Annotated in this window: 19 protein-coding genes; 13 read left to right on the top strand and 6 right to left on the bottom strand. The window is 72.5% G+C overall.

The features are described 5' to 3' along the window. Window positions 1–63 precede the first annotated feature (63 nt). Window positions 64–888 carry a helix-turn-helix domain-containing protein gene (locus tag ACN27J_RS10510; RefSeq protein WP_421365524.1) on the bottom strand — a complete coding sequence of 275 codons (825 nt, stop codon included), beginning with the start codon at window positions 886–888 and terminating at the stop codon, window positions 64–66. Between the two features lie 133 nt (window positions 889–1,021). On the opposite strand from ACN27J_RS10510, the gene ACN27J_RS10505 reads away from it, so the two are divergent. Then, window positions 1,022–1,525, top strand: coding sequence for an Atu4866 domain-containing protein (locus ACN27J_RS10505; protein ID WP_421365522.1), 504 nt, complete (start codon window positions 1,022–1,024; stop codon window positions 1,523–1,525). A 46-nt stretch (window positions 1,526–1,571) separates the two neighbouring features. Further along, window positions 1,572–2,912, top strand: a complete 1,341-nt coding sequence (locus tag ACN27J_RS10500) for an amidohydrolase family protein (protein ID WP_421365520.1) — start codon at window positions 1,572–1,574, stop codon at window positions 2,910–2,912. Window positions 2,913–2,930: 18 nt separating this feature from the next. On the opposite strand, the gene ACN27J_RS10495 is transcribed toward ACN27J_RS10500, so the two are convergent. Together ACN27J_RS10495 and ACN27J_RS10490 are read right to left on the bottom strand one after the other, a co-directional pair. Beyond that, entirely contained in the window at window positions 2,931–3,548 is a 618-nt protein-coding gene (locus tag ACN27J_RS10495) for a DUF4232 domain-containing protein (RefSeq protein WP_421365518.1), read from the bottom strand. 17 nt (window positions 3,549–3,565) lie between these two features. Next, complete coding sequence (locus ACN27J_RS10490; RefSeq protein ID WP_421365516.1) at window positions 3,566–4,861, bottom strand: hypothetical protein; 1,296 nt, start codon at window positions 4,859–4,861, stop codon at window positions 3,566–3,568. A 145-nt stretch (window positions 4,862–5,006) separates the two neighbouring features. Between ACN27J_RS10490 and ACN27J_RS10485 the strand changes: the two genes are divergently transcribed. Further along, on the top strand, window positions 5,007–5,525 hold the full coding sequence (locus tag ACN27J_RS10485; protein WP_421365514.1) for a hypothetical protein: 519 nt from the start codon (window positions 5,007–5,009) through the stop codon (window positions 5,523–5,525). 7 nt (window positions 5,526–5,532) lie between these two features. Here the strand turns inward: ACN27J_RS10485 and ACN27J_RS10480 are convergent, their stop codons facing one another. After that, window positions 5,533–7,419 carry a heavy metal translocating P-type ATPase gene (locus tag ACN27J_RS10480; protein WP_421365511.1) on the bottom strand — a complete coding sequence of 629 codons (1,887 nt, stop codon included), beginning with the start codon at window positions 7,417–7,419 and terminating at the stop codon, window positions 5,533–5,535. Between the two features lie 319 nt (window positions 7,420–7,738). On the opposite strand from ACN27J_RS10480, the gene ACN27J_RS10475 reads away from it, so the two are divergent. From ACN27J_RS10475 to ACN27J_RS10455, 5 genes are all read left to right on the top strand, one after another. Beyond that, window positions 7,739–10,156, top strand: coding sequence for an ATP-binding protein (locus ACN27J_RS10475; protein WP_421365509.1), 2,418 nt, complete (start codon window positions 7,739–7,741; stop codon window positions 10,154–10,156). A 138-nt stretch (window positions 10,157–10,294) separates the two neighbouring features. After that, window positions 10,295–11,197: a carbohydrate ABC transporter permease gene (locus tag ACN27J_RS10470; RefSeq protein WP_421365507.1), complete on the top strand. Its 903-nt coding sequence runs from the start codon at window positions 10,295–10,297 to the stop codon at window positions 11,195–11,197. Continuing rightward, window positions 11,194–12,087: a carbohydrate ABC transporter permease gene (locus tag ACN27J_RS10465; protein WP_421365505.1), complete on the top strand. Its 894-nt coding sequence runs from the start codon at window positions 11,194–11,196 to the stop codon at window positions 12,085–12,087. The genes ACN27J_RS10470 and ACN27J_RS10465 overlap by 4 nt, the downstream gene beginning before the upstream one ends. A 26-nt stretch (window positions 12,088–12,113) precedes the next feature. Beyond that, window positions 12,114–13,448: an ABC transporter substrate-binding protein gene (locus tag ACN27J_RS10460; RefSeq protein WP_421365504.1), complete on the top strand. Its 1,335-nt coding sequence runs from the start codon at window positions 12,114–12,116 to the stop codon at window positions 13,446–13,448. 75 nt (window positions 13,449–13,523) lie between these two features. Next, on the top strand, window positions 13,524–15,542 hold the full coding sequence (locus ACN27J_RS10455; RefSeq protein WP_421365502.1) for a beta-galactosidase: 2,019 nt from the start codon (window positions 13,524–13,526) through the stop codon (window positions 15,540–15,542). A 42-nt stretch (window positions 15,543–15,584) separates the two neighbouring features. Here ACN27J_RS10455 and ACN27J_RS10450 read toward each other — a convergent pair whose 3' ends face one another. Next, on the bottom strand, window positions 15,585–16,628 hold the full coding sequence (locus tag ACN27J_RS10450; RefSeq protein WP_421365500.1) for a LacI family DNA-binding transcriptional regulator: 1,044 nt from the start codon (window positions 16,626–16,628) through the stop codon (window positions 15,585–15,587). Window positions 16,629–16,783: 155 nt separating this feature from the next. On the opposite strand from ACN27J_RS10450, the gene ACN27J_RS10445 reads away from it, so the two are divergent. The 5 genes from ACN27J_RS10445 to npdG all read left to right on the top strand — a co-directional run bounded on the left by ACN27J_RS10445 (window position 16,784) and on the right by npdG (window position 21,049). Further along, complete coding sequence (locus ACN27J_RS10445) at window positions 16,784–17,542, top strand: HAD family hydrolase (protein WP_421365498.1); 759 nt, start codon at window positions 16,784–16,786, stop codon at window positions 17,540–17,542. A 219-nt stretch (window positions 17,543–17,761) separates the two neighbouring features. After that, a complete protein-coding gene (locus tag ACN27J_RS10440; protein WP_123604862.1) occupies window positions 17,762–17,965 on the top strand; it encodes an SPOR domain-containing protein in 204 nt (67 codons plus the stop codon). Between the two features lie 91 nt (window positions 17,966–18,056). Continuing rightward, the gene (locus tag ACN27J_RS10435) at window positions 18,057–18,680 is read left to right on the top strand and encodes a histone (protein WP_421365496.1); all 624 of its coding nucleotides are present in this window, start codon (window positions 18,057–18,059) and stop codon (window positions 18,678–18,680) included. Window positions 18,681–18,780: 100 nt separating this feature from the next. After that, a complete protein-coding gene (locus ACN27J_RS10430; protein ID WP_421365494.1) occupies window positions 18,781–20,256 on the top strand; it encodes an RNB domain-containing ribonuclease in 1,476 nt (491 codons plus the stop codon). A gap of 97 nt (window positions 20,257–20,353) precedes the next feature. Further along, entirely contained in the window at window positions 20,354–21,049 is a 696-nt protein-coding gene (npdG, locus tag ACN27J_RS10425) for an NADPH-dependent F420 reductase (protein ID WP_278170406.1), read from the top strand. 59 nt (window positions 21,050–21,108) lie between these two features. Here npdG and panB read toward each other — a convergent pair whose 3' ends face one another. Next, window positions 21,109–21,954: a 3-methyl-2-oxobutanoate hydroxymethyltransferase gene (panB, locus tag ACN27J_RS10420; protein ID WP_421365493.1), complete on the bottom strand. Its 846-nt coding sequence runs from the start codon at window positions 21,952–21,954 to the stop codon at window positions 21,109–21,111. Window positions 21,955–22,048 lie beyond the last annotated feature (94 nt).

Genomic DNA, 22,048 nt, shown 5'->3' with positions numbered 1-22,048 from the left:
CAGGAACGACATTTGCCAGTACGGGTTACCGCCGTCGGCAAAGTGGCACATATCGCCGGCCGGTCAGGACAGCCAGTTGCTCGCGGCCAGAGTGCCGAGCAGCCGCAGCGCCTCGGCGCTGCAACCATCCGATGCGCGGTAGACAATCAGCTGCTGGCCAGCGGCACCCCGCACGTCGAACGCGTGGTACGTCAACGTCAACTCGCCGACCCTGCCGTGTCGGAACGTCTTCGCCTCGTGGGTCTTGCCCCGTACGTCGTTGCGCTGCCACAGCCGGCGGAACTCCGGGCTGGCTGCGCTCACCTCCTCGACCAGCTCGTGCACCCGCCGGTCGTGTGGGTCGTGACCGAGCGCGAGCCGCAGATTCGCCACGCACGCCTGCGCGGCACGTTGCCAGTCGACGAAGAAGGTGGCACCGGCCGGGTCGAGGAACGTCATCCGGACGATGTTGTCCGGCTCGGTGAAGTCGGCGTAGAACGCGTCGGCCAGCGCGTTGCCGGCCAGCAGGTCGAGGCGGCGGTCGATCACGATCGCCGGGGTGTCCGGCCAGGCGTCGAGCAGCTCCCGCAGCGCCGGGTCGACCCGGGGGCGGGCCGGCGTCGGGGTCGACCCGGGTGCGACGTCGGCCAGCCGGAACAGGTGGTCGCGGGCGTCGGCGTCGAGATCGAGCGCCCTGGCCACGGCATCCAGCACCGACGCCGATGGGTGGCGCTCCCGGCCCTGCTCCAGCCGGGTGTAGTAGTCGACGCTCACCCCGGCCAGCACCGCGACCTCTTCGCGGCGCAGCCCGGCGACCCGCCGGGTGCCGCTGGACGTCAGCCCGACGTCGCCCGGTGTGAGCCGGGCCCGGCGGGCGACGAGGAACGCCCCGAGTGCGGTGGTGGGCATGCCGCCCACGGTAGCCAGCACCGGCACCGGCCAACCAGGGTGCGCCACACCCTGGTAACGGCCGGCCTGGTTGGCCGGAACCGCCGCGCCGACGGTGGAGGGGACCCAGCCGAAACGACCACCGGAGGTTCTCGTGACCACCCGCACACTTGACGAGGCAGTCCTCGCGGAGATCACCGCCGACACCGCAGGTGGGGACACCACAACAGATCATCGTCGGCCGCTGACGTTCGTCGACGCCACCATCCACACCCTGGACCCGGTGATCGGCGACTTCGCCACCGCCGACCTGCTGCTCGGCGGCGACGTGATCGTCGCGGTCGGCCCCGGCCTGCACACTGCGGCAGAGGACGACGGGGCGATCGTCGTCGACTGCACCGGCCTGACCATCGTGCCGGCGGTCGTCGACAGCCCGTACCTCGGCATGTGGATCGACGAGACCGGCTTCATCCACCAGGAGCTCACCGCCGACGGCCGCTACGACGAGACGCGCGGCGGCCGACCGCACGCGTACCAGGGGTCGTTCTGGATCCACGGCGACCGGATCGTCTACCGCGACGACCTGGGTTTCTGGGCGTACGGCCGGTTCAGCGACGACGTGCTGCACCACGCCGGCTACGCGTTCCACCGCAGGTGAACCCGACAGAGAGCCAGTGAACCTCGACGAAGAGTAGGAGAAGAAGATGAAGACGCTGTTCAGCGGAGGCGCGGTCGTCACCATGGACCCGACGATCGGCGACCTCGACTCCGGCGACGTGCTGGTCCGCGACGACCGGATCGTCGCCGTCGGCCCGGACCTGCGGTCGCACCCGGACGCGGCCGGCGCGACCGTCGTCGACACCACCGGCGGCATCGTCTGCCCCGGCTTCGTCGACACCCACCGGCACGCCTGGCAGGCGCAGCTGCGTCGCAGCATCCCGGATGTGAGCGACCTCGGCGAGTACGTGATGTCGACGCTGGCCGGTGTCGCGCCCGCGTACACCCCGCACGACATGTACGTCGGCACCCGGCTCGCTGCGCTCACCGCCCTCGACGCCGGCATCACCACGATGCTGGACTTTTCGCACAACTCCCGCTCGGCGGCGCACTCCGACGCGGCGGTACGGGCCCTGGTCGACACCGGGATCCGAGGCGTGCACGCCTCGATGGGTCCGCACTTCGGCGACTGGGACAAGCAGTGGCCCGGCGACCTGGTGCGGCTGCGGGAGACGTTCCACGGTGCCAACGACGGGCTGGTGACCGTACGGTTGGCGGCGCTGGCCACCGACGAGATCGCCGGACCGGCGCTGGCCTACGGGCCGGAGCTGGCGGCGCTCGCCCGCGATCTCGGCATCGGCGTCAGCGTCGACGCCGTTTTCGGCGAGTCGTCGTCGGCGGCCATCGAGAGCTGGACGACCGCCGGCCTGCTCGGCCCGGACGTGACCCTGATCCACGCCACCGGGCTCACCGGGCAGGCATGGCGGGCGATCGGCGACACCGGGACCACCGTGGCGCTGGCACCCACCTCCGAGGCGCAGATCGGGCTGGAGACGGCGGTGCCGGCGATCGACGAGGCGTTGGCCGTCGGTGTGCGACCAGGACTCAGCATCGACGTCGAAGTGGCGCTGGCCAGCGACATGTTCACCCAGATGCGGGCGCTGCACGCGATCCAACGGATGCGCGCGGTGCACGCCGCGTACGGCACGGACAAACCGGTGGGGCATCGGGTCACCACCCGCGACGTGCTGGACTTCGCCACCACACAGGGTGCGCGGACCAACGGGCTCGGCGACGTCACCGGCTCACTCAGCCCTGGCAAGCAGGCGGATCTGCTGGTGGTCCGGGCCGACGAGGTCAACACGATGCCGCTCAACGACGCGGTCGGCACGCTGGTGCTCGGCGCGGACGCCCGCAACATCGACACGGCCGTGGTCGGTGGCCGGATCCGTAAGGCGGCCGGGCGGCTGGTCGACGTCGACATCGACGAACTACGCCGTACGGTGACCGCCTCCCGTGACTCGATCCGCGCAAACGTCGACGGGTAGCGGGGACCTGAACTCGGTCTACCAGGCGACGACGCCCTGGGTGGACGGTTGGATCGAGCCGATCTGCACGTCGGCGACCGGCAGCTCGCCGACCGCCTCTTCGCCGTCCAGGCCGACGGTCCGGGCGACCACCGTCGTGCTGTCACCGGGCGCGCCGACCCGGACCGTGGTCGCCACCGCGCAGTCGGTCGACGCCGGGTCGCAGGTGGCCCACTTGACCCCGGCGAACGCCGACTCGCCCGGATCCAGGTCGGCCGCGACCGGCGGCCCCGGCTGCTCCACCTGTCGCTGGGCGACGTCGACCGGGCTGCGGTCGGCGCGCTCGAAGGCCAGCGTCACCCAACCGTCGAGCTGACACGGTGCCGCTGAGTCGTTGGTCAGCGCCAGCATCGCCACGCCGGCCTGCTGAAAGATCACGTCGACAGCCAGGTCGGTACTGGCACAGGCCGCCGTGCCACCGTCATCCGGCGCGTCGGATCCGGCACCGGACGGGTCCGCTCCGACGGTCGGCGCCGCGCTGGCGGTCGGTGACGCGTCGGCGGTCGGCTCCTCCTCGGTTGCGGCATCGCCGCAGGCGGCGAGGGTCAGCGCGGCGGGGATCAGACAGGCCGCAGCGGCGGTACGGGCAACACGCATGGAGGGCTCATTCCTGCTCACATGTCCGGGTAGCACCACGATGCCAGATGTGCCAGGTCCTTCGCTCCGCCGGTGGACACCCGCTCCGGCGCGGGCCGATCGTCGACAGGCGCAGCGATGTCGCGGGCGATCCGGCGTACCCCGGTGGTGGCGTCCAACCGCGACGTCCACATCTGCCAGCGGTCCGACCCACGGCCGCGTAGCCGCCGGTCGACGGTCCCGTCCACTTCGGCGGCGGTCGGCTGGGCGGTGAACCCTCCGTCGAGGAACTCGACCAGGCCGTAGCGGCGCCCGCCCCGGTCGTCTACCCGATGGCAGTACGCCAGCACCCAGGCGTCCTCGCGGCAGCGTACGGCGTACAGGTCGCCGGCGCGGGCCTCGCCGCGCAGCGCCACCGGCAGCGGCGCCGACCGGGCACCACGCCGCGCTGACACCGGCTTCGCCGACACCGAGGTCGGCGCCGGCGGCCGGTCGGCTGGCCTGGGCAGGTGCCCGAACAGCCGCCGTACCAGCGGCTCGGTCACTCCGTCGGCGGCCCGCCAGAACGCCAGCGGGGCGTCCACCTCGACCCGGCTGCTCGGCCGCCGATCCCGCTCACGGGCCGTGGTGAACGCGGTCAGCATCCCCGGATGGTCCGCCGTCTGCAAAACCCCGACGAAGGCAAGATCCTCCAACAGCGACCGGTACGTCCACTTGTCGGCACCGGGCAGCAGCCCGGCTGCCCGCAGCGCCTGCACCGCCCCGCCGGCCCGGGTCGTCGCCGGCAGCGAGCGGATCACGTCGAGGATCTCGTGCAGCACCCACACGTCGTACGGCTGCGGTGCCGGCAGCGGCGGGGTCGCCGACTCCAGCGTCAGCAGGTAGCCGCACACGTCGCCGGGCAGCGGTGACCCGGACCGGGCCCGCTGCCACCAGGCGAGCGTGGTGTCGAGGGTCGTCTCGGCGGTCAGGAAGCAGACGTCGCAGCATCGGTCACCGATCGGACCCGGATGCGCCGGCATGGTGGTGCCGAGCGCCCACGCCGGCAGCACCGCCCGCCAGCTGCGCGACGCGCTACCCAGCCCGGCGACGAAGGCGTCGGCGGCGACCCGTTCCGGTACGGCGGCAGCGAGCCGGCGCAGTCCGGAGACCGCGTCGTCGTGCTCGAACCGGCGGAAGGTGTTCGGGGCGAATCCGTGCGCGGCGAGTGCGGCCAGGTCGGCGGCGGGGATCGTCGACGGTACGCGGTGCACGTGTTGCCCGGCGTCGTCGACGTGGCTGTTCGCGGCGGCGTACACCCTGCCCAGCAACTCGATGATCTCGCCTTGGTCCACGCGCCCCGAGGCTACCGCCGCCCCGCCACCGACCGAACGCCGACGCTGGTGTAAAAGTGCACCATCGGTGGGGCGAGGTGAGGTGCGGTGTCTGTCAGTTGGGTCGGTATGGCGGGGCCGGTCGGCCCGGATGTGGAGTACGACGATGACCATGCATACCTTCACCCTCGTGCTCGATCGAAGTCCGACAGACGACGAGGTCGATGCCCTGTTCGCCGCCGGATGTGACGACGCGGCCTTCGGCGTCGAGGGCGGACTCCCCGTCGCGGAGTTCGACCGGCAGGCGGACACCATCGCGGACGCGATCGCGACAGCGGTCCGGGCCGTCGAGTCGGTCGGCCTCACCGCGCTGCGGCTGATCGACCAGGACCTGGTGACGCTGGCGGACATCGCGCAGCGAGTTGGCCAGAGCCGGGAGTCGATCCGTCGGTACGTCACCGGTGAGCGTGGCCCCGGCGGTTTCCCGCCGCCAGTCAATCCGGCCCGCGACGGCGCGCTGTTCTACCGGTGGAGCGAGGTCGCCCCCTGGGTCAGCCGGCACCTCGGAATCAGTGTGCCGCAGGTCGACCCGTCACTGGTCGTGGCCAACCTGGTGCTGCAGGCTCGGCAACACCGTGGCCAGGTGCCGCACATGGCGGCGCTGTCGGACCTGTTGGCGGCCTGAACCAGGGTCACTGCCCGACCTGGGTCACGGCGTGGCGGGTCGGGCGGCGGCCGGGGCGCAGGGCGCGCAGCGCGTTGAGGATCACCGCGACGTCGATACCCTCCTGGGTGAACGCGCCGGCCACCGGCGGCAGCAGGCCGAACGCGGCGACCGCCATCGCCACCACCGCCAGGCCCATGCCGACCGAGGCGCTCTGCACCGCGATCCGCCGGGACCGGTGGGCGATGTCGACCGCGTCGGCGAGCCGGTCCAGCCGGTCACCGGTCAGCACCGCGTCCGCGACCCCGGCTGCGGCGCTGGTTCCGGTGCCGCCGACCGCCACGCCCACGTGGGCGGCGGCCAACGCCGGGGCGTCGTTCACCCCGTCGCCGACCATCACTGTCACCGCGCGGGCCGACTCGTCGCGTACCCGGGCGGTCTTCTCCTGCGGTGGGCAGCGGGCCACGATGTCGTCCACCTCGACCTGCGCGGCGACCCGCTCGGCCACCTCCCGCCGGTCGCCGGTCAGCATGACCAGCCGGGTGAACCCGGCCTGCCGCAGCCGCCGCACCGTGCCGGCGGCATCGGGCCGCACCGGGTCGCGCAGCAGGATCGCCCCGGCGGGTACGCCGTCCACGCCGACCCACACCGCCGACAGCCCGTCGGCTTCGGCCCGGTCCCGGACCTGGACCGCCCAGTCCGGCAGCGGCCCGTCCGGCTGGCCGACCCGCACCGTACGGCCGTCGACCCGGCCACGGACACCTCGGCCGGGATCCTCGGTGACCTCGGCCGGGGCGGTCAACCGCAGGCCCCGGTCGCCGGCGGCCCGGACCACCGCGCCGGCCAGCACGTGCGGGGAGAGCTGTTCGACCGAGGCGGCCAGCCGCAGCAGTTCGGCCGGATCGGCTCCGTCGCCGGTGACCACGTCGGCGGTCTCCGGCCGGCCGGTGGTCAACGTCCCGGTCTTGTCGACCAGCAGGGTACGGGCGTGGCCGAGCTGCTCCAGCGCACCGCCATCGCGGACCAGCACGCCGCGGCGGGCGGCGCGGGACAGCCCGGCGACGATGGCGACCGGGGTGGCCAGCAGCAACGGGCAGGGGGTGGCGACGACCAGCACGGCGACCGCGCGGACGAACTCGCCGGAGACGATCCAGCCGGTCCCGGCCAGCACCAGGGTGAATGGGACGAACGCGGCGGCGTACCGGTCGGCGAGGCGTACCGTCGGCGCCTTGCCGGCACCGGCCTCGGTGGCCAGCCGGACGATCCCGGCGTACGTGCTGCCCTGCGCGGTCTCGACGGCACGCAGCCCGACCGCCGCCCCGGCGTTGACCACCCCGCTGGCGACGCGCTCCCCGGCGGCCCGCTCCACCGGCCGCGACTCACCGGTCACCACCGACTCGTCGAGGGTGGCCGGCTCCTCGACGACGCCGTCGACCGGCACCACGTCGCCGGGGCCGACAACCAGCCGGTCCCCGACGACGACCTCACCCACGTCGACGGCGGCGACGGTGCCGTCGGCGGCCCGCCGCCGGGCGGTACGCGGCGCGTGTGCCACCAGCGCCTGCAGGTCCCGGCTGGCTCGCCGCTGCGCGTACGTCTCCAGGGTGTGCCCGCTGGCCAGCATCAGCGCCACCACCGCGCCGGCCAGGTACTCGGCGGCCAGCAGCGCGCCGACCAGGGCGAGTACGGCGATGACGTCGACGCCGATCCGTCGCCGTCGCAGCGACTGACCCATCCAGCGCAGCGCCGGCAGCAGCGCCGCGACCGTGGCGGCCGCCCACACCCCGTCGGCGACAGGCCCGGCACCGGCGAGGCGCAGCACGCCGCCGGCCAGCACCACGGCGGTCAGCGCCGCCAGCGGCGCCCAGGTCCGCCAGCGCGGCGACCGGCGTCCGGCGGTCGGCTCGTCGTTCACCAGGACAGTCTGCCGGCCGGCGGACCCGAAGGTGGGCGGTACGCCGGGAACGAACACGCGGGTGACCGGGGTCCCGTCCGGTCACCCGCCGCCTGACCGTAGTGCGTCTTCGCTACCCGCGAACCCGCGTGGACCAGTACATCGGCCGGCATCCTCTCTGTCCGGTGTGCATTTGGTGCGTGTCCAGGGTGCGGTGTCGACCGGAGTCGGGACAGTGATCACGATCATCTCCGTACATCGGCGTACATCGACTAACATCCGCTGTGGAGCGGTTCGTCGCACGGCGGGTCGCCACAGTGACGTCTGACCGGTGAAGGTCGTGAGAGTCGCGATGGTGCACGGAGTGGACACGCGGCCGCCCGACCGGCTGGTGCGCGACGCCGCCGGGGCGCGGACAGTGGACGACCTCGCTGCGTTGCTGCGGGCGCTGCGGCGGCGGCACGCCCGCCGCGAGGGTCAGCGGGTGCTGTCCTACCGGGTGCTGGCTACCCGCGCCGGCTGGTCGCACACGGCGGTGGCGGAGTATCTCACCGGGAAGACGCTGCCGCCGACGGACCGGTTCGACGTGCTGGTCGGGTTGCTCGGCGCCAGTCCGGTCGAGCGCGGTGTGCTGGCCAGCGCCCGGGACCGGGTCGACGAGCAGCGTCGCGTCACCGTGCCGATGGACCCGGCGGTCGGGCCCGTCGAGCTGGTCGTCCGGGCGGTGCCCCGGCAGTTGCCACCGGCGCTCGGGCACTTCAGCGGCCGCCGTACCGAGTTGGCGCAGCTCGCCCGGCTCGCGCCGGCCACCGACCCGGCGCGGCAGAGCACCCCGGCCGGTACGGTCCGGATCGTGGCGGTCAGCGGCACCGCCGGGGTCGGCAAGACGACCCTCGTCGTGCAGTGGGCGCACCAGGTCGCCGACCGGTTCCCCGACGGACAGCTCTACCTGAACCTGCGCGGTTTCGACCCGGACGGTTCGGTGACCGAGCCGGCCACCGCGCTGCGGCTGCTGCTCGACGCGCTCGGCGTACCGCCGGCCCAGGTACCGACCGACCTGGACGCGCAGGCCGCGCTGTACCGCACCACATTGGCCGGTCGTCGGCTGCTGATCGTGCTGGACAACGCCCGCGACAGTGGTCACGTACGGATGCTGCTGCCCAGCTCGCCGCAGTGCCTGGTCGTGGTGACCAGCCGGAACCAGCTCACCGGGCTGGTCGCCGCGCACGGCGCCCAGCCGTTGACCCTCGACCTGCTGCATCCGTCGGATGCGGCGGAACTGCTGCGGCGCCGGGTCGGCCAGCGGCGGTGCGCCGCCGAGCCGACGGCGGTGGACGAGATCGTCGCCCGGTGCGCCGGCCTGCCGTTGGCCTTGGCGGTGGTCGCGGCGCGTGCCGTCATCGCACCGCGAATGCCGTTGGCGGCGCTCGCCACCGAGCTGCGGGTCGCCCGGCACCGCCTCGACGCGCTGGCACCGGACGACCCGCAGCTCGGGGTACGCGCCGTTTTCTCCTGGTCCTACCAGGCGCTGAGCCCGTCGGCGGCGCAGCTGTTCCGGCTGCTCGGTATCCACCCCGGTCCTACCGTGTCGGCTCCGGCGGCGGCGAGTCTCGCCGGTCTGCCGGTGGCGCGGGTACGGCCGCTGCTCGCCGAGCTGGTCCGGGCGAACCTGTTGAACGCGTACCCCGGTGGGCGGCACGGTCTGCACGACCTGCTGCGGGTCTACGCTGCGGAACGGGCCCGGGAGCTGGAGACCGGGTCGGCGCTCGACGCCGCTCTGCGCCGGTTGGTCGACCACTATGTCCGCAGCGCGTACCAGGCCGATCAGACCCTGCAGCCGAACCCGGCGCCGACGGTGCCCGGTCCGGCCCGCCCCGGTGTCGTCGCCGAGCTGCCGACGGACAGCCAGGCGGCGCTGACCTGGTTCGCCGCCGAGCACACCGTGCTGGAAGCGGTGTTCGACGCGGCTGTCGCCGCCGGGCTGAGGTCTGAAGCGCTGCATCTCACTCAGGTGACGTACACCTATCTGGACCGACGCGGGCACTGGTCGGCGTTGACCGTCATGCAGCGGTCCGCCTTGCAGCTGGCCCGGCAGGTCGGTGATGTCGCCGCGGCGGCGGTGGCGCATCGCAACATCGCCCGTGCGTACACCCGGACCAGCCGGTACGCCGAGGCCGAGGGGCATCTCGGTGCCGCGTTGAAGCTGGAGCAGGGCCGAGGTGACCTGGCACGGCAGGGGCTCACCCATCTGAACCTGTCGTTGCTGCGGGAGAGGCAGGAGCGTCATCGCGAGGCGTTGGCGCACGGGCGGACGGCGTACGAGTTCTACGCGGCGGCCGGTGACCGACGGGGGGAGGGCAAGGCACTCAACGTGGTCGGCTGGCAGCACGCCCGGCTCGGCGAGTACGCCGAGACGCTGACCTGGTGCGGTCGGGCGTTGCAGCTGTTGCGCGAGCTCGGGGACGGACCCGGGCAGGCGAGCACCTGGCACAGCCTGGGGTACGCGTACCAGCATCTCGGTGATCCGGACGAGGCCGCTGTCTGCTACCAGGAGGCGCTGGAGCTGTTCCGTCGGCTCGGTGACCGGCATCTGGAGGCGCTGGTGTTGAGCAGCCTGGGTGAGGTCGGGCACGACACCGGGGATCTGGCGGCGGCCGAGGCGTGCTGGGGCGCGGCGGTGCGCATCCTGGACAGTCTGCGGCATCCGGACGCCGAACCGGTCCGCGCCCAGCTGAACGGGTTGACCGGCCGGGGTTGACGCGGGGCCGGGCCGGTGCAAACATCGGGGACCCCGATGTTTGCGTAAACATCACCTGGCTGCGGTCGATGTTTGCGCAAACATAGGCTCTTCTGCTCTTCTGCTCCTCGGCCCCTCAGCTACCGAAGGTTGGACGTGTTGACCGCACCGCAGGCGCGACCCCGCCGGCTGCCGCGCCGGCGCTCGCTGGCCGGCTGGCAGTTCGTCGCGCCGTTCATGCTGGTCTTCGCGCTCGTCTTCATCGCACCGATCGGCTACGCGATCCACCTCAGCCTCTACCGACGGCAGCTGATCGGCGGCAACTCCTTCGTCGGGCTGGACAACTACCAGCGGGCGCTGACCGACCCCCAGTTCTGGTCGGCGCTCGGCCGGGTGGCCGTCTTCCTCGCCGTCCAGGTGCCGATCATGCTGTTCCTCGCACTGCTGGTGGCGCTGGCCATCGACAGCGGTCGGCTGTACGGCAGAAGCTTCTTCCGGGTCGCGATCTTCCTGCCGTACGCGGTCCCGGCCGTCGTCGCCACCCTGATGTGGGGCTTCATGTACGGCACCCGGTTCGGGCTGGTCGGCAACATCAACGACGCGCTCGGCGTGACGCTGCCCGACCCGCTGCACCCCGACCTGGTGCTGCTGTCCATCGGCAACATCGTCACCTGGGAGTTCGTCGGATACAACATGGTCATCTTCTATTCGGCGCTGCGCGTGGTGCCGACGTCGCTGTACGAGGCGGCCGAGGTCGACGGTGCCGGTCAGCTGCGGGTCATCCGCGCCATCAAACTGCCGGCCATCCGGGGGGCGCTGGTCATCGCCACCATCTTCTCCATCATCGGCAGCTTCCAGCTGTTCAACGAACCGAGCATCCTGCAGCACCTGGCACCCAACGCGATCACCACCTACTTCACCCCCAACCTGTACGCGTACTCGCTGTCGTTCTCCGGGCAGCAGTACAACTACTCGGCCACCGTCGCCATCGTGATGGGCCTGGTGACCATGGCGATCGCGTACCTCGTCCAGCTGCGCGGCATCCGGGAGGAGGGACGATGACGCCGGCCCTCACCCGGGTGCGTCGGCCCGGCACCACCCGGGTGCGTCGGCCCGGCCGCAGTCTGACCCTGACCGCGCTGACCGGGATCATCCTCGTCTACAGCCTCGTCCCGCTGATCTGGCTGCTGGTCAACGCCACCAAATCGCAGCAGGGTCTGTTCTCCTCGTTCGGGCTGTGGTTCGCCGACGACTTCGCGCTGTGGGACAACGTCGTCGAGACGCTGCGCTACGACGACGGGATCTTCCTGCGCTGGCTGGGCAACACCCTGCTGTACGTGCTCGCCGGTGCCGGCGGCGCCACCCTGCTCGCGACCCTCGGCGGGTACGGCCTGGCCAAGTTCGACTTCGTCGGCCGGCGGGCGGTCTTCGCGATCGTCATCGGCGCGGTCGCCGTGCCCGGCACCGCGCTGGCCGTGCCGACCTTTTTGATGTTCAGCCGTCTCGGGCTGACCAACACGCCATGGGCGGTGATCATCCCGTCGCTGATCACGCCGTTCGGGCTCTATCTGATGTGGGTCTTCGCCGCCGAGGCGATCCCCGACGAACTGCTGGAGGCGGCGCGGTGTGACGGGGCGAGTGAGCTGCGCACCCTGTTCCAGATCTGCCTGCCGCTGCTGGCTCCCGGCATCGTCACGGTGCTGCTGTTCAGCATGGTCGCCACCTGGAACAACTACTTCCTGCCGCTGATCATGCTGAAGGACCCGGACTGGTATCCGCTGACCCTCGGTCTGGACGCCTGGAACGCGCAGGCCGCCACCGCCGGCGGCCAGCCGGTGTTCCACCTGGTCATCACCGGGTCGCTGCTGACCATCCTGCCGCTGCTGGCGGCCTTCCTGCTCCTGCAGCGCTACTGGCAGTCGGGTCTGGCCGCCGGCGGCGTCAAGGAGTGACCACCCATCACCGAAAGGGACACCCCATGAACGGCACCACTGTGCGGGCGGTCGCGGTCGCCGCGGCGGCCACCCTGGCGCTGGCCGGCTGCGGCTCCGGCGACGACCCGACCGACTCCGCCGGTGACGAGCAGGTCTCCGCCGCCGACGTGCAGGCCGCCCTGGAGGCCGGCGGAGAGTTGACCGTCTGGGCCTGGGAACCGACCCTCGCCGAGGTCGTCACCGGGTTCCAGGCCGCCTACCCGAACGTCACGGTGGAACTGGTCAACGCCGGCACCGGCGACGACCAGTACACCGCCCTGCAGAACGCGATCGCCGCCGGTGACGGGCTGCCCGACGTCGCCCAGATCGAGTACTACGCGCTGCCGCAGTTCGCCCTCGCCGGGTCGGTCACCGACCTCACCGGCTACGGCGCCGGCGACCTGGCCGACACCTTCACCCCCGGACCCTGGTCGTCGGTGAACACCGGCGGCGGCGTCCACGGCCTGCCGATGGACTCCGGCCCGATGGCGCTGTTCTACAACCAGGAGGTCTTCGACGAGCACGGCATCGACGTGCCGGCCACCTGGGCGGAGTACGTCGACGCCGCCCGTGAACTGCACCGGGCCGACCCGCAGGTGTACATCACCAACGACGTCGGCGACGCCGGCTTCACCACCAGCCTGATCTGGCAGTCCGGTGGTCAGCCGTTCCAGGTCGACGGCACCGAGGTGCGCATCGACTTCACCGACGACGGCTCGGCCCGGTTCGCCGACACCTGGCAGCAGCTGATCAGCGAGGACCTGCTCGCCCCGGTCAGCTCGTGGAGCGACCAGTGGTACCAGGGGCTGGCTGACGGGACTATCGCCAGCCTCGCCACCGGCGCCTGGATGCCGGCCAACCTGATCTCCGGCGTCGCCGACGGCGCCGGCAAGTGGCGGGTCGCCCCGCTGCCGCAGTGGGACGCCGGCGGCACCGCCAGCGCCGAGAACGGCGGCAGCTCGCTGGCCGTCCCGTCGGCGGCGGCGAACAAGGCCCTCGCGTACGGCTTCATCGAGTACGCCAACGCCGGCGACGGGGTGCAGATCCGGGTCGACGGCGGTGCCTTCCCGGCCACCACCGCGCAGCTGCAGTCGCCGGAGTTCCTCGGCACCGAGTTCGCGTACTTCGGCGGGCAGCAGGCCAACGAGATCTTCGCCGAGTCGGCCGGCAACGTCGTCGACGGCTGGTCCTACCTGCCGTTCCAGGTCTACGCCAACAGCGTGTTCAACGACACTGTCGGGCAGGCGTACGTGTCGGACACCCCGCTGACCGAGGCGCTGAACGCCTGGCGGGACACCTGCGTCAGCTACGGCACCGACCAGGGCTTCACCGTCAGCTGACCCGGCGCAGCCCGGCACCGCCGCGACGGCCGGTGCCGGGCCCACGCCCACCCCCCCAGGAGCGAGGAGACGTACGTGGCGTTCGGTGGCGACTACCGCTGGCTGCGCTGGCCGGGCAACGGCGGCCCCCGGATCGGCTACGGTGCCGACTACAACCCCGAACAGTGGCCCCGGTCGGTCTGGGACGACGACGCGGCGGCGATGCGCGCCGCCGGGGTGAACATCGTCTCGCTGGCCATCTTCTCCTGGGCACGGCTGCAGCCCGGCCCGGACGAGTTCGACTTCGCCTGGCTCGACGACGTGATGGACCTGCTGCACGCCAACGGCATCGCCGTCGACCTGGCCACCGCGACCGCTTCGCCGCCGCCGTGGCTGACCGCCGCGCACCCGCAGATCCTGCCGGTCGACCGGCACGGCGCCACCGTCTGGCCCGGCGCCCGGCAACACTGGCGGCCCACCTCACCGATCTTCCGGGTGTACGCGTTGCGCCTGGTCCGGGCGATCGCCGAGCGCTACCGTGACCACCCGGCGTTGGCCGCCTGGCACGTTTCCAACGAACTCGGCTGCCACAACGTCTACGACTTCTCCGACGACGCCGCCGCCGCGTTCCGGACCTGGCTGCGGGACCGCTACGGCGACATCGACACGCTCAACCACGCCTGGGGTACGGCGTTCTGGTCGCAGCGGTACACCGACTTCGCCCAGATCCTGCCGCCCCGGCAGGCCGCCTCCTACCCGAACCCGACCCAGCAGCTGGACTTCAAGCGGTTCTCCTCCGACGCGCTGCGTGCGCATCTGCGCGCCGAACGCGACCTGCTGCGCGAGGTCACCCCGGACGTGCCGGTCACCACCAACTTCATGGTGATGGGGGAGTCGTCCGGGATGAACTACGCCGACTGGGCGAGTGAGGTCGACTTCGTCGCCAACGACCACTACGTGCACCCCGGGCCGCAGGCCCTCGACGAACTGTCCTTCTCGGCGAACCTGACCGGCAACCTGGCCGGCGGACGGCCGTGGTTCCTGATGGAGCACTCCACCAGTGCCGTCAACTGGCAGCCGGTCAACCTGCCCAAACGCGCCGGTGAGCTGGCCCGTGACTCGTTGACCCATGTGGCGCACGGTGCCGACGCGGTCTGCTTCTTCCAGTGGCGCCAGTCGGCTGCCGGGGCGGAGAAGTACCACTCGGCGATGCTGCCGCACGCCGGGGCCGACAGCGACCTGTTCCGCTCGGTCGCCGCGCTCGGCCGTACGCTGTCCGACCTGGCCGGTGTCGCCGGCACCGGGCGTACCCCGGCACCGGCGGCGATCCTGTTCGACTGGGAGTCGTGGTGGGCCTGCGAGCAGGACTCCCATCCGACGTCGCGGCTGCGCTACAAGCAGGAGGCGCTCGACTGGTACTCGGCGTTCCTCGCGCTCGGCATCCGGGCCGACGTGCTGCCGGTCGCCGCCGATTTTTCCGGGTACCGCCTGGTGGTCGCCCCGATCCTGCATCTGGTGCCGGCGGCGCTCGCCGACCGGCTGCGCGGTTACGTCGCCGCCGGCGGCCACCTGGTGACCACCTACTTCTCCGGGATCGTCGACGAGCACGACCACATCTGGCTCGGCGGCTACCCGGGGGCGCTGCGAGACCTGCTCGGGATTCGGATCGAGGAGTTCGGCCCGCTGCCCGACGGCGCCCAGGTGCTGCTGGACACCGGGGCGACCGGGCAGCTGTGGACCGACCGTGTCACGGTGACCGATCCGCAGGTCGAGGTGCTGGCGTCCTACCGCACCGGCGAGTACGCCGGCCGGCCGGCGGTCACCCGCCGTACGGTCGGTGCCGGTTCCGCCGGCTACGTCTCCACCCGGCTCGGAGTGTCCGATCTGGCCGGTGTGCTGGCCAGCTTCGCGACGGCGGCCGGGGTGACCAGCGACCTGCCGGAGCGGCTGCGGGGCCGGGTCGAGTTGGCCGTCCGGGGCGAGCACTGGTTCCTGATCAACCGGACCGACGAGCCGGTGTCGTTGGCCGACGTTGCGGGCGTACCGCTGGTCGGGCCGGCCGAGACGCTGCCGCCCCGGGGGGTCTCGGTACGGGCGGTGCCGACGGCGCACTGACCGGTCGTGGGATCCGGTCAGCGTGCCGTCGGCACCGCTGGGTCAGCGTGCCGTCGGCGGGGCGGCGGTGCTGTCGCGTATCACCAGGCGGGTCGGTACCAGGGTGGTGCCGGTCTGCGCGGTGCCGGTGCGGACCTGGTGCAGCACCGCCTCGACGCAGCGCCGTCCGACCTCGGCGAAGTCCTGGTGGACGGTGGTCAGTGGCGGGATGAACGAGCCGGCCTCGGCGATGTCGTCGAAGCCCACCACGCTGACGTCGCGGGGCACCACCCGGCCGCGTTCGTGCATGGCACGGAGCACCCCGAGCGCCATCTGGTCGTTGGCGACGAAGATCGCGGTGCAGTCCGGTTCGTCGGCCAGTTCGAGACCGGCCCGGTAGCCGGTCTCGGCCGACCAGTCGCCGCGGCGCAGCGCCGGCACCTCCCGGCCGGCCTGCGACAAGGTGGTACGCCAGGCGGTCGCCCGCCGCTCGCCGGCGTACGACTCCGACGGGCCGGCGACGTGCCACACCGTACGGTGGCCGAGGTCGAGCAGGTGTCGGACGGCCTGCCGGGCACCGTCGGCCTGGTTGGTGTCGACCACCCGGTAGCGGTCGCCGGCGTCCGAGTCGACCACGACGAGATGCACGTCGGGAGGCAGCAGCACGGTGCTGGTGTCGAGCAGGTGCACCTCCATGATCACGATGACCGCGTCGACCGCGAGTTCGCCGAGCCGGGTGAAGGCACCGAGCACCCGGTCCTGGGTGGGAGCGGCGACCGGGATCAGCGTGATCACGTAACCCTCGGCCGCGGCGTGGGTGGCGATCGCCTCCACGGTGTTGCTGTTGCCGGTGGTGGACAGGGTGAAGGTGATCACGCCGATGGTGCGGAACTCGCCGTACTTGAGTGCCCGGGCGGCGCTGTTGGGCCGGTAGCCGAGCTGCTGCATCGCGGCGACGACCTGCTCGCGGGTGCTGGGGATGACGCCTGGGTGCCCGGTGGACACCCGGGAGACGGTCTGGGTGGAGACCCCGGCCAGCCGGGCCACGTCGGCCATCGACACCCGGCGTCGGCGACGCCCCGGCGGGTCGGGTGCAGTCGAGCTCATCAGGCGTCGACACCTTCCTCTCCCGGCGTCGGCGATGCCCGGTGCCGGGGGTACGCCGGTAGCCGCGCTGACACTAGCAGTGCTCGCCGTGTTTGCGTAAACATGGCGAGTCCCAGGGGTCGCCGACGTGTCCAGCCACCGGGGATGATGGTCGGATGCTGCCCACCCCTCGCGCTCTGCTGCTCGATTTCGGCGGCGTCCTCGTCGACGCCCCGTCCATGTCACCGCGGCCGGTCCACCTGGTCGACCGGCTGTGCGGGCTGGTCGGCGACGCGTTGTCCGCCGATCGGATCACCCGGTCACTGGTCGACGGGCAACGCGAGTACGCCGCCTGGCGGGACCGGATCGGCGAGCAGGACCGCCCCAGGGAGTACGGCCACGAACAGGTCTGGCGGGAGTTCATCACGACCGGCTGGCCGGCCCCGGCCCGCGACGCGGTGCTGCGCGAGGCGACCGCGTTGAGCTACGCGTGGACCTGGCGCGCGGACTGGACGGTACGCGCCGGCATCCGTGCGGCGTTGGACGCCGCCGCTGCCGCCGGCCTGCCGCTGGCGATCGTCAGCAACACGTTGTGCGGCGCGGCGCACCGCGACTTTCTCGACTCGGTGGATCTCGGTGACCGGTTCGCCGTACAGATCTACAGCGACGAGGCCGGGGTGCGTAAACCCAACCCTGAGGTCGCCTGGCTCGCCGCGCGGGCACTCGACGTCCGGGTGGCGGACTGCTGGTTCGTCGGGGACAGCCCGGCCCGGGACATCCCGTGCGCCCGGCGGGCCGGTGCCGGTGCGGCGGTGCTGATGGTCTCGGCCCGCACCGGTCGGGAACGTGGCCAGCCCGGCGGGGTGCCGGACGTGACCGTCGATGACGGCCACGGGCTGCGGCGGCTGATCGAGACCGCGTTCGCGACCGGTTGACCTGGCTCGGTTTCCGCGGCGGCACCCGGTCCGCTCCGCCCAGGATGGACTCGACTCGACTCGACTCGCCTTGGCGCGGAGCGTTGCCGGCACTTTCGTATCGAGCCGTCAATTGCCGGCATGGGAGCCGGCCGCAATGGCGCACGTCTATTATGGAAAAGCGGCGACATTTTGGGCGAAACGGTGGCGCTTTGCCGTTTTTCCGTGCACAGTGTTCTCATGAGCGACAGCGGACCTGGTGGCGAGTACTTCTGGTGTCTTCGTCATCAGCGCGTGGAGTCCGGGGCGGACCTGTGTGCCGCCAAGTACCGGCTCGGTCCCTACACCTCGAAGGCCGAAGCTGAGCAGGCGCTGCAGCGGGTGTCGGAACGCAACGAGGAGTGGGAGACCGAGGACGCCCGCTGGACCGGGGAGCAGGGCTAGGCCGGTCCGGCCGTACCTGGGTCGGGGACCGGAGACTCCATTGTCTCCATGGGGGACAAATCCATTGAAAGTCCGCAAGGAGGAGAAAGTCATGGTTGCTGGCACCAAAGCCGCGACCCGTCCCGCCACCCGGCGGGCGTCGAGCACCGCCACCACGAAGACGGCGGCGCGCAAGACGAGTCCGGCGGCGAAGAAGACGTCCGCGCGGAAGACGTCCGCGACGGCGGCAAAGAAACCCGCTACGAAGAAGACCAGCCCGACGGCGCGCAAGACCAGCCCGACGGCGAAGAAGGCAGCGGCCAAGAAGACCAGCCCGGCGGCGCGCAGGACGACGGCCACGGCGCGCAAGACCACTCCAGCCAAGAAGGCGACGGCCACCGCCCGCAAGACCAGTCCGGCGGCGAAGACCAGCCCAGCGAGGAAGACCAGCCCGGCGAAGAAGACCGCGACCGCAGGCAAGAGCACAGCCGCGAAAACCACGGCGACGACGACCGCGACCAGGTCCACGCCGGCCAAGGGCACCACCGGCCGGGCCGGGAAGAAGGTCGCCGCCGCGACGAAACGCACCGCGGGCCGGGTGCAGCGGGCCACCTCACCGAGGAACGCCACCCCCGCCCAGCGGGGCACCGCCAAGAAGGCGGCGGCCACCCGCAAGACCGCGAAGAAGACCACCAAGAAGGCCGGGACCCAGACCGCCCGCAAGGCCGGCCGCTGACCCGGGGCGCACACCGGCCACCGCATCTGCACACCGTGTCCGGCCGGCCGTCGCCGTACCACCGACGCGTCCCGTGGCGGCCGGCTGCTAGGAATGATCCGTGCCGTTGCCACGCCTGACCGCGCCCCGGATCGACTTCGGCGCGTTGCGCCGCGAGCTGGAACTGCCCACCGCGTTCCCGCCCGCGGCGCAACGTGAGGCGGACGAGGCGGCGTCGCGCGTACCGCCGCCGGAGGCCGACCTCACCGACCTCACCGACATCCCGTTCGTCACCCTCGACCCGCCCGGGTCACGCGACCTGGACCAGGCGATGTGCCTGACCGACCGGCCCGGCGGCGGCTTCCGGATCCGGTACGCGATCGCCGACGTCGCCCGGTTCGTCACCGACGGCGGCCCGCTGCAGGCCGAGACCTGGCGCCGTGGCCAGACCATCTACCTGCCCGACGGAACCATCCCGCTGCACCCGCCCAGCCTCAGCGAGAACGCCGCCAGCCTGCTGCCCGACGCCGTCCGACCGGCCGTCGTGTGGACGCTCGACCTGGCCGCCGACGGCGCGCTGGTCGACACCCGGCTGGACCGCGCCCGGGTCCGCAGCCGGGCACAGCTCGACTACCCGACCGTGCACGCCGCACTGGCCGCCGGTCGGCTCGCCGAACTCGCCGAGCCGATCGCCCGGCTGCCACGCATCGGCGGGCTGCTGAGCGCGCGGGCGGCGGCACGGGGCGCGGTCGCGCTCCCGCTGCCCGACCAGGACGTCGAACCAGCCGGCCACGGCTGGCGACTGGTGCTGCGTCCACCGCTGCCGATCGAGGAGTACAACGCCCAGATCTCGCTGCTCACCGGGATGGCCGCCGCCGACATCATGCTGCGGGCCGGCGTCGGTCTGCTGCGTACCATGCCGGCACCGCAACCGGCGGCGGTGACCCGGCTGCGGGCAGCGGCCCGTGCCCTGGGCGTCTGGTGGCCGCCGGGCGCGGCCGTCGGTGAGGTCACCGCCGGAGTCGACGCGGCACAGCCGCGCGGTGCCGCGTTCCTGGACCACGCCGCCGAACTGCTGCGCGGTGCCCGGTACACCGCGTTCGCCGGCCAGCCGCCGGCAGAATCCGGCCACGGCGGGGTCGGTGCCCCGTACGCCCACGTCACCGCGCCGTTGCGGCGGCTGGCCGACCGGTACGCCACGGAGGTCTGCCTGGCGGTGAGCGCCGGCCGGGAGGTACCGCCGCCGGTCGCCGAGGCGCTGCCCCGGCTGCCGGAGGTGATGGCCGGTACCGACCGGACCGCCAGCGCGGCGGCCCGCGCCGCGATCGACCTGACCGAGGCGGTGCTGCTGGCGAACCGGGTCGGTGCGGAGTTCGACGTCGCGGTGCTGGACGCCGACCCGGGCACCGCGAAGCGGGCGCCGCGCGGCACCGTCGCTCTCGACGAGCCGGCGGTGATCGCCCGCTGCACCGGCGCTCCACCGGTCGGCGAACGGGTCCGGGTCCGGCTGGTCACCGCCGACCCGGCCAACCGGCGGGTGATCTTCCGGTACCCGGCCGACGAGCCAGGGCCGGTCCCCGCCGCGAACGGCGGCTGACCGTAGGTCGGAGCAGGTGGTGGCCGGTGCGGAACCGGGTGGTGGTCGACGTCACGGTCCGGTCCCGTGCGGCCGTCCGGTGGGTGAGGATGAGCGGATGGGATATGACGCCAGCACACTGCCCGACGTCTCCGGCCTGACGGTCGGCATCATCGGCGGCACCGGCGACCAGGGACGGGGCCTGGCGTACCGGCTCGCCCGCGCCGGCCAGCCGGTCCGCATCGGGTCCCGCGACGGTGCCCGGGCCGCCGCCGCCGCCGAGGAGATCGCCGCGTTGCCCGGGGTCGCGGCCGGGGTGATCAGCGGCGACGGCAACGACGAGGTGGCCGGCGGGTCCGACCTGGTGATCGTCGCGGTGCCGTGGGAGGGTCACGAGGCGACCGTCGCCGCACTGCGCGGCCCGCTCGCCGGCAAGATCGTGGTCGACTGCGTGAACCCGCTCGGCTTCGACAAGCAGGGCCCGTACCCGTTGCCGGTGGCGCAGGGCAGCGCCGCGCAGCAGGCCGCGGCGCTGCTGCCCGACTCACGGGTCTGCGCCGCCTTCAACCACCTGAGCGCGCCGTTGCTGGCCGACCCGAAGATCGAGCGGATCGACCTGGACGTACTGATCTGCGCCGAGGACCGGGAGGCGGCGGCGGTCGTCGCCGCGCTCGCCGCCCGGATCCCGGACATGCGGGGAATCTACGCCGGCCGGCTGCGCAACGCGCACCAGATCGAGGCGTTCACCGCCAACCTGATCGCCATCAACCGCCGGTACAAGGCGCATTCCGGGGTACGGGTCACCGATCTGTGAGATCGCCCGGTCCCGGGGGATCTTGCGATCCGCCGGGACCGGACGGTGACGGCGGTCGGTCAGAAGGTGTGTGCGGCGGTCGGGAACCGGCCGGCACGGACGTCGTCGGCGTACCGGCGGGTCGCGTCGGCGAGCATCCCGGCGAGGTCGGCGTAGGTCTTCACGAACCGTGGGGTCGGGCCGGACCGCATGCCGGACATGTCCTGCCAGACCAGCACCTGCGCGTCGGTCTCCGGGCCGGCGCCGATGCCGACCGTCGGCACCGGCAGGTCATGGGTGATCCGCTTGGCGACCACCCCCGGCACCATCTCCAGCACCACGGCGAACGCGCCGGCCTCGGCGACCGCGTGGGCGTCGGCGATCACCTCGTCGGCGGCGTCGCCACGGCCCTGCACCCGGTAGCCGCCGATGGTGTGCTCCCGCTGCGGAGTGAAGCCGACGTGCGCCATCACCGGGATGCCGGCCCCGGTCAGCGCGGCGATCTGGTCGGCGACCCGCCGGCCGCCCTCCAGTTTGACCGCGCCGCAGCCGCCTTCCTTCATGAACCGTACGGCGGTCCGCAGCGCCTGCGTCGGCCCCTCCTCGTAGGAGCCGAACGGCAGGTCACCGACGACCAGAGCGCCCCGGGTGGCCCGGACCACGGCCCGGACCAGCGGCAGCAGTTCGTCGACGGTGACCGGGACAGTGGTCTCGTGGCCGAACACGTTGTTCGCCGCGGAGTCGCCGACCAGCAGCACCGGTATGCCGGCCTGGTCGAAGATCGCGGCGGTGTACTGGTCGTACGAGGTGAGCATGGCCCACCGTTCGCCGCGTTCCTTGGCGGCGATCAGGTCACGGGTGCGGACCCGGCGGCTGACCGGTCCGCCGTACAGTGCGACGGCCTCGGCCGGCGTGGATCGGGACATCGTCGTCTCCTCTCACCCTCGTGGCCGCGGTCGCGGTCCCCGGGGTACGTCCCGATGGTGCCACCGGCGGCACCGGCACGCAGAGGCTTCAGTG

Origin of the sequence: Solwaraspora sp. WMMB762 (assembly GCF_049179115.1) — a bacterium.
Taxonomy (GTDB): Bacteria; Actinomycetota; Actinomycetes; order Mycobacteriales; family Micromonosporaceae; genus Micromonospora_E.
The sequence above is the reverse complement of the archived record's forward strand: the minus strand, read 5'-3'. Positions and strand labels throughout refer to the sequence as shown.

What these genes read in the sequence shown, in the direction of transcription:
- ACN27J_RS10510 (WP_421365524.1), bottom strand. Translation starts at nt 888, where the DNA reads ATGCCCACCACCGCACTCGGGGCGTTCCTCGTCGCCCGCCGGGCCCGG.
- ACN27J_RS10500 (WP_421365520.1), top strand. Translation starts at nt 1,572, where the DNA reads ATGAAGACGCTGTTCAGCGGAGGCGCGGTCGTCACCATGGACCCGACG.
- ACN27J_RS10495 (WP_421365518.1), bottom strand. Translation starts at nt 3,548, where the DNA reads ATGCGTGTTGCCCGTACCGCCGCTGCGGCCTGTCTGATCCCCGCCGCG.
- ACN27J_RS10485 (WP_421365514.1), top strand. Translation starts at nt 5,007, where the DNA reads ATGACCATGCATACCTTCACCCTCGTGCTCGATCGAAGTCCGACAGAC.
- ACN27J_RS10465 (WP_421365505.1), top strand. Translation starts at nt 11,194, where the DNA reads ATGACGCCGGCCCTCACCCGGGTGCGTCGGCCCGGCACCACCCGGGTG.
- ACN27J_RS10460 (WP_421365504.1), top strand. Translation starts at nt 12,114, where the DNA reads ATGAACGGCACCACTGTGCGGGCGGTCGCGGTCGCCGCGGCGGCCACC.
- ACN27J_RS10450 (WP_421365500.1), bottom strand. Translation starts at nt 16,628, where the DNA reads ATGAGCTCGACTGCACCCGACCCGCCGGGGCGTCGCCGACGCCGGGTG.
- ACN27J_RS10445 (WP_421365498.1), top strand. Translation starts at nt 16,784, where the DNA reads ATGCTGCCCACCCCTCGCGCTCTGCTGCTCGATTTCGGCGGCGTCCTC.
- ACN27J_RS10440 (WP_123604862.1), top strand. Translation starts at nt 17,762, where the DNA reads ATGAGCGACAGCGGACCTGGTGGCGAGTACTTCTGGTGTCTTCGTCAT.
- ACN27J_RS10435 (WP_421365496.1), top strand. Translation starts at nt 18,057, where the DNA reads ATGGTTGCTGGCACCAAAGCCGCGACCCGTCCCGCCACCCGGCGGGCG.
- npdG (WP_278170406.1), top strand. Translation starts at nt 20,354, where the DNA reads ATGGGATATGACGCCAGCACACTGCCCGACGTCTCCGGCCTGACGGTC.
- panB (WP_421365493.1), bottom strand. Translation starts at nt 21,954, where the DNA reads ATGTCCCGATCCACGCCGGCCGAGGCCGTCGCACTGTACGGCGGACCG.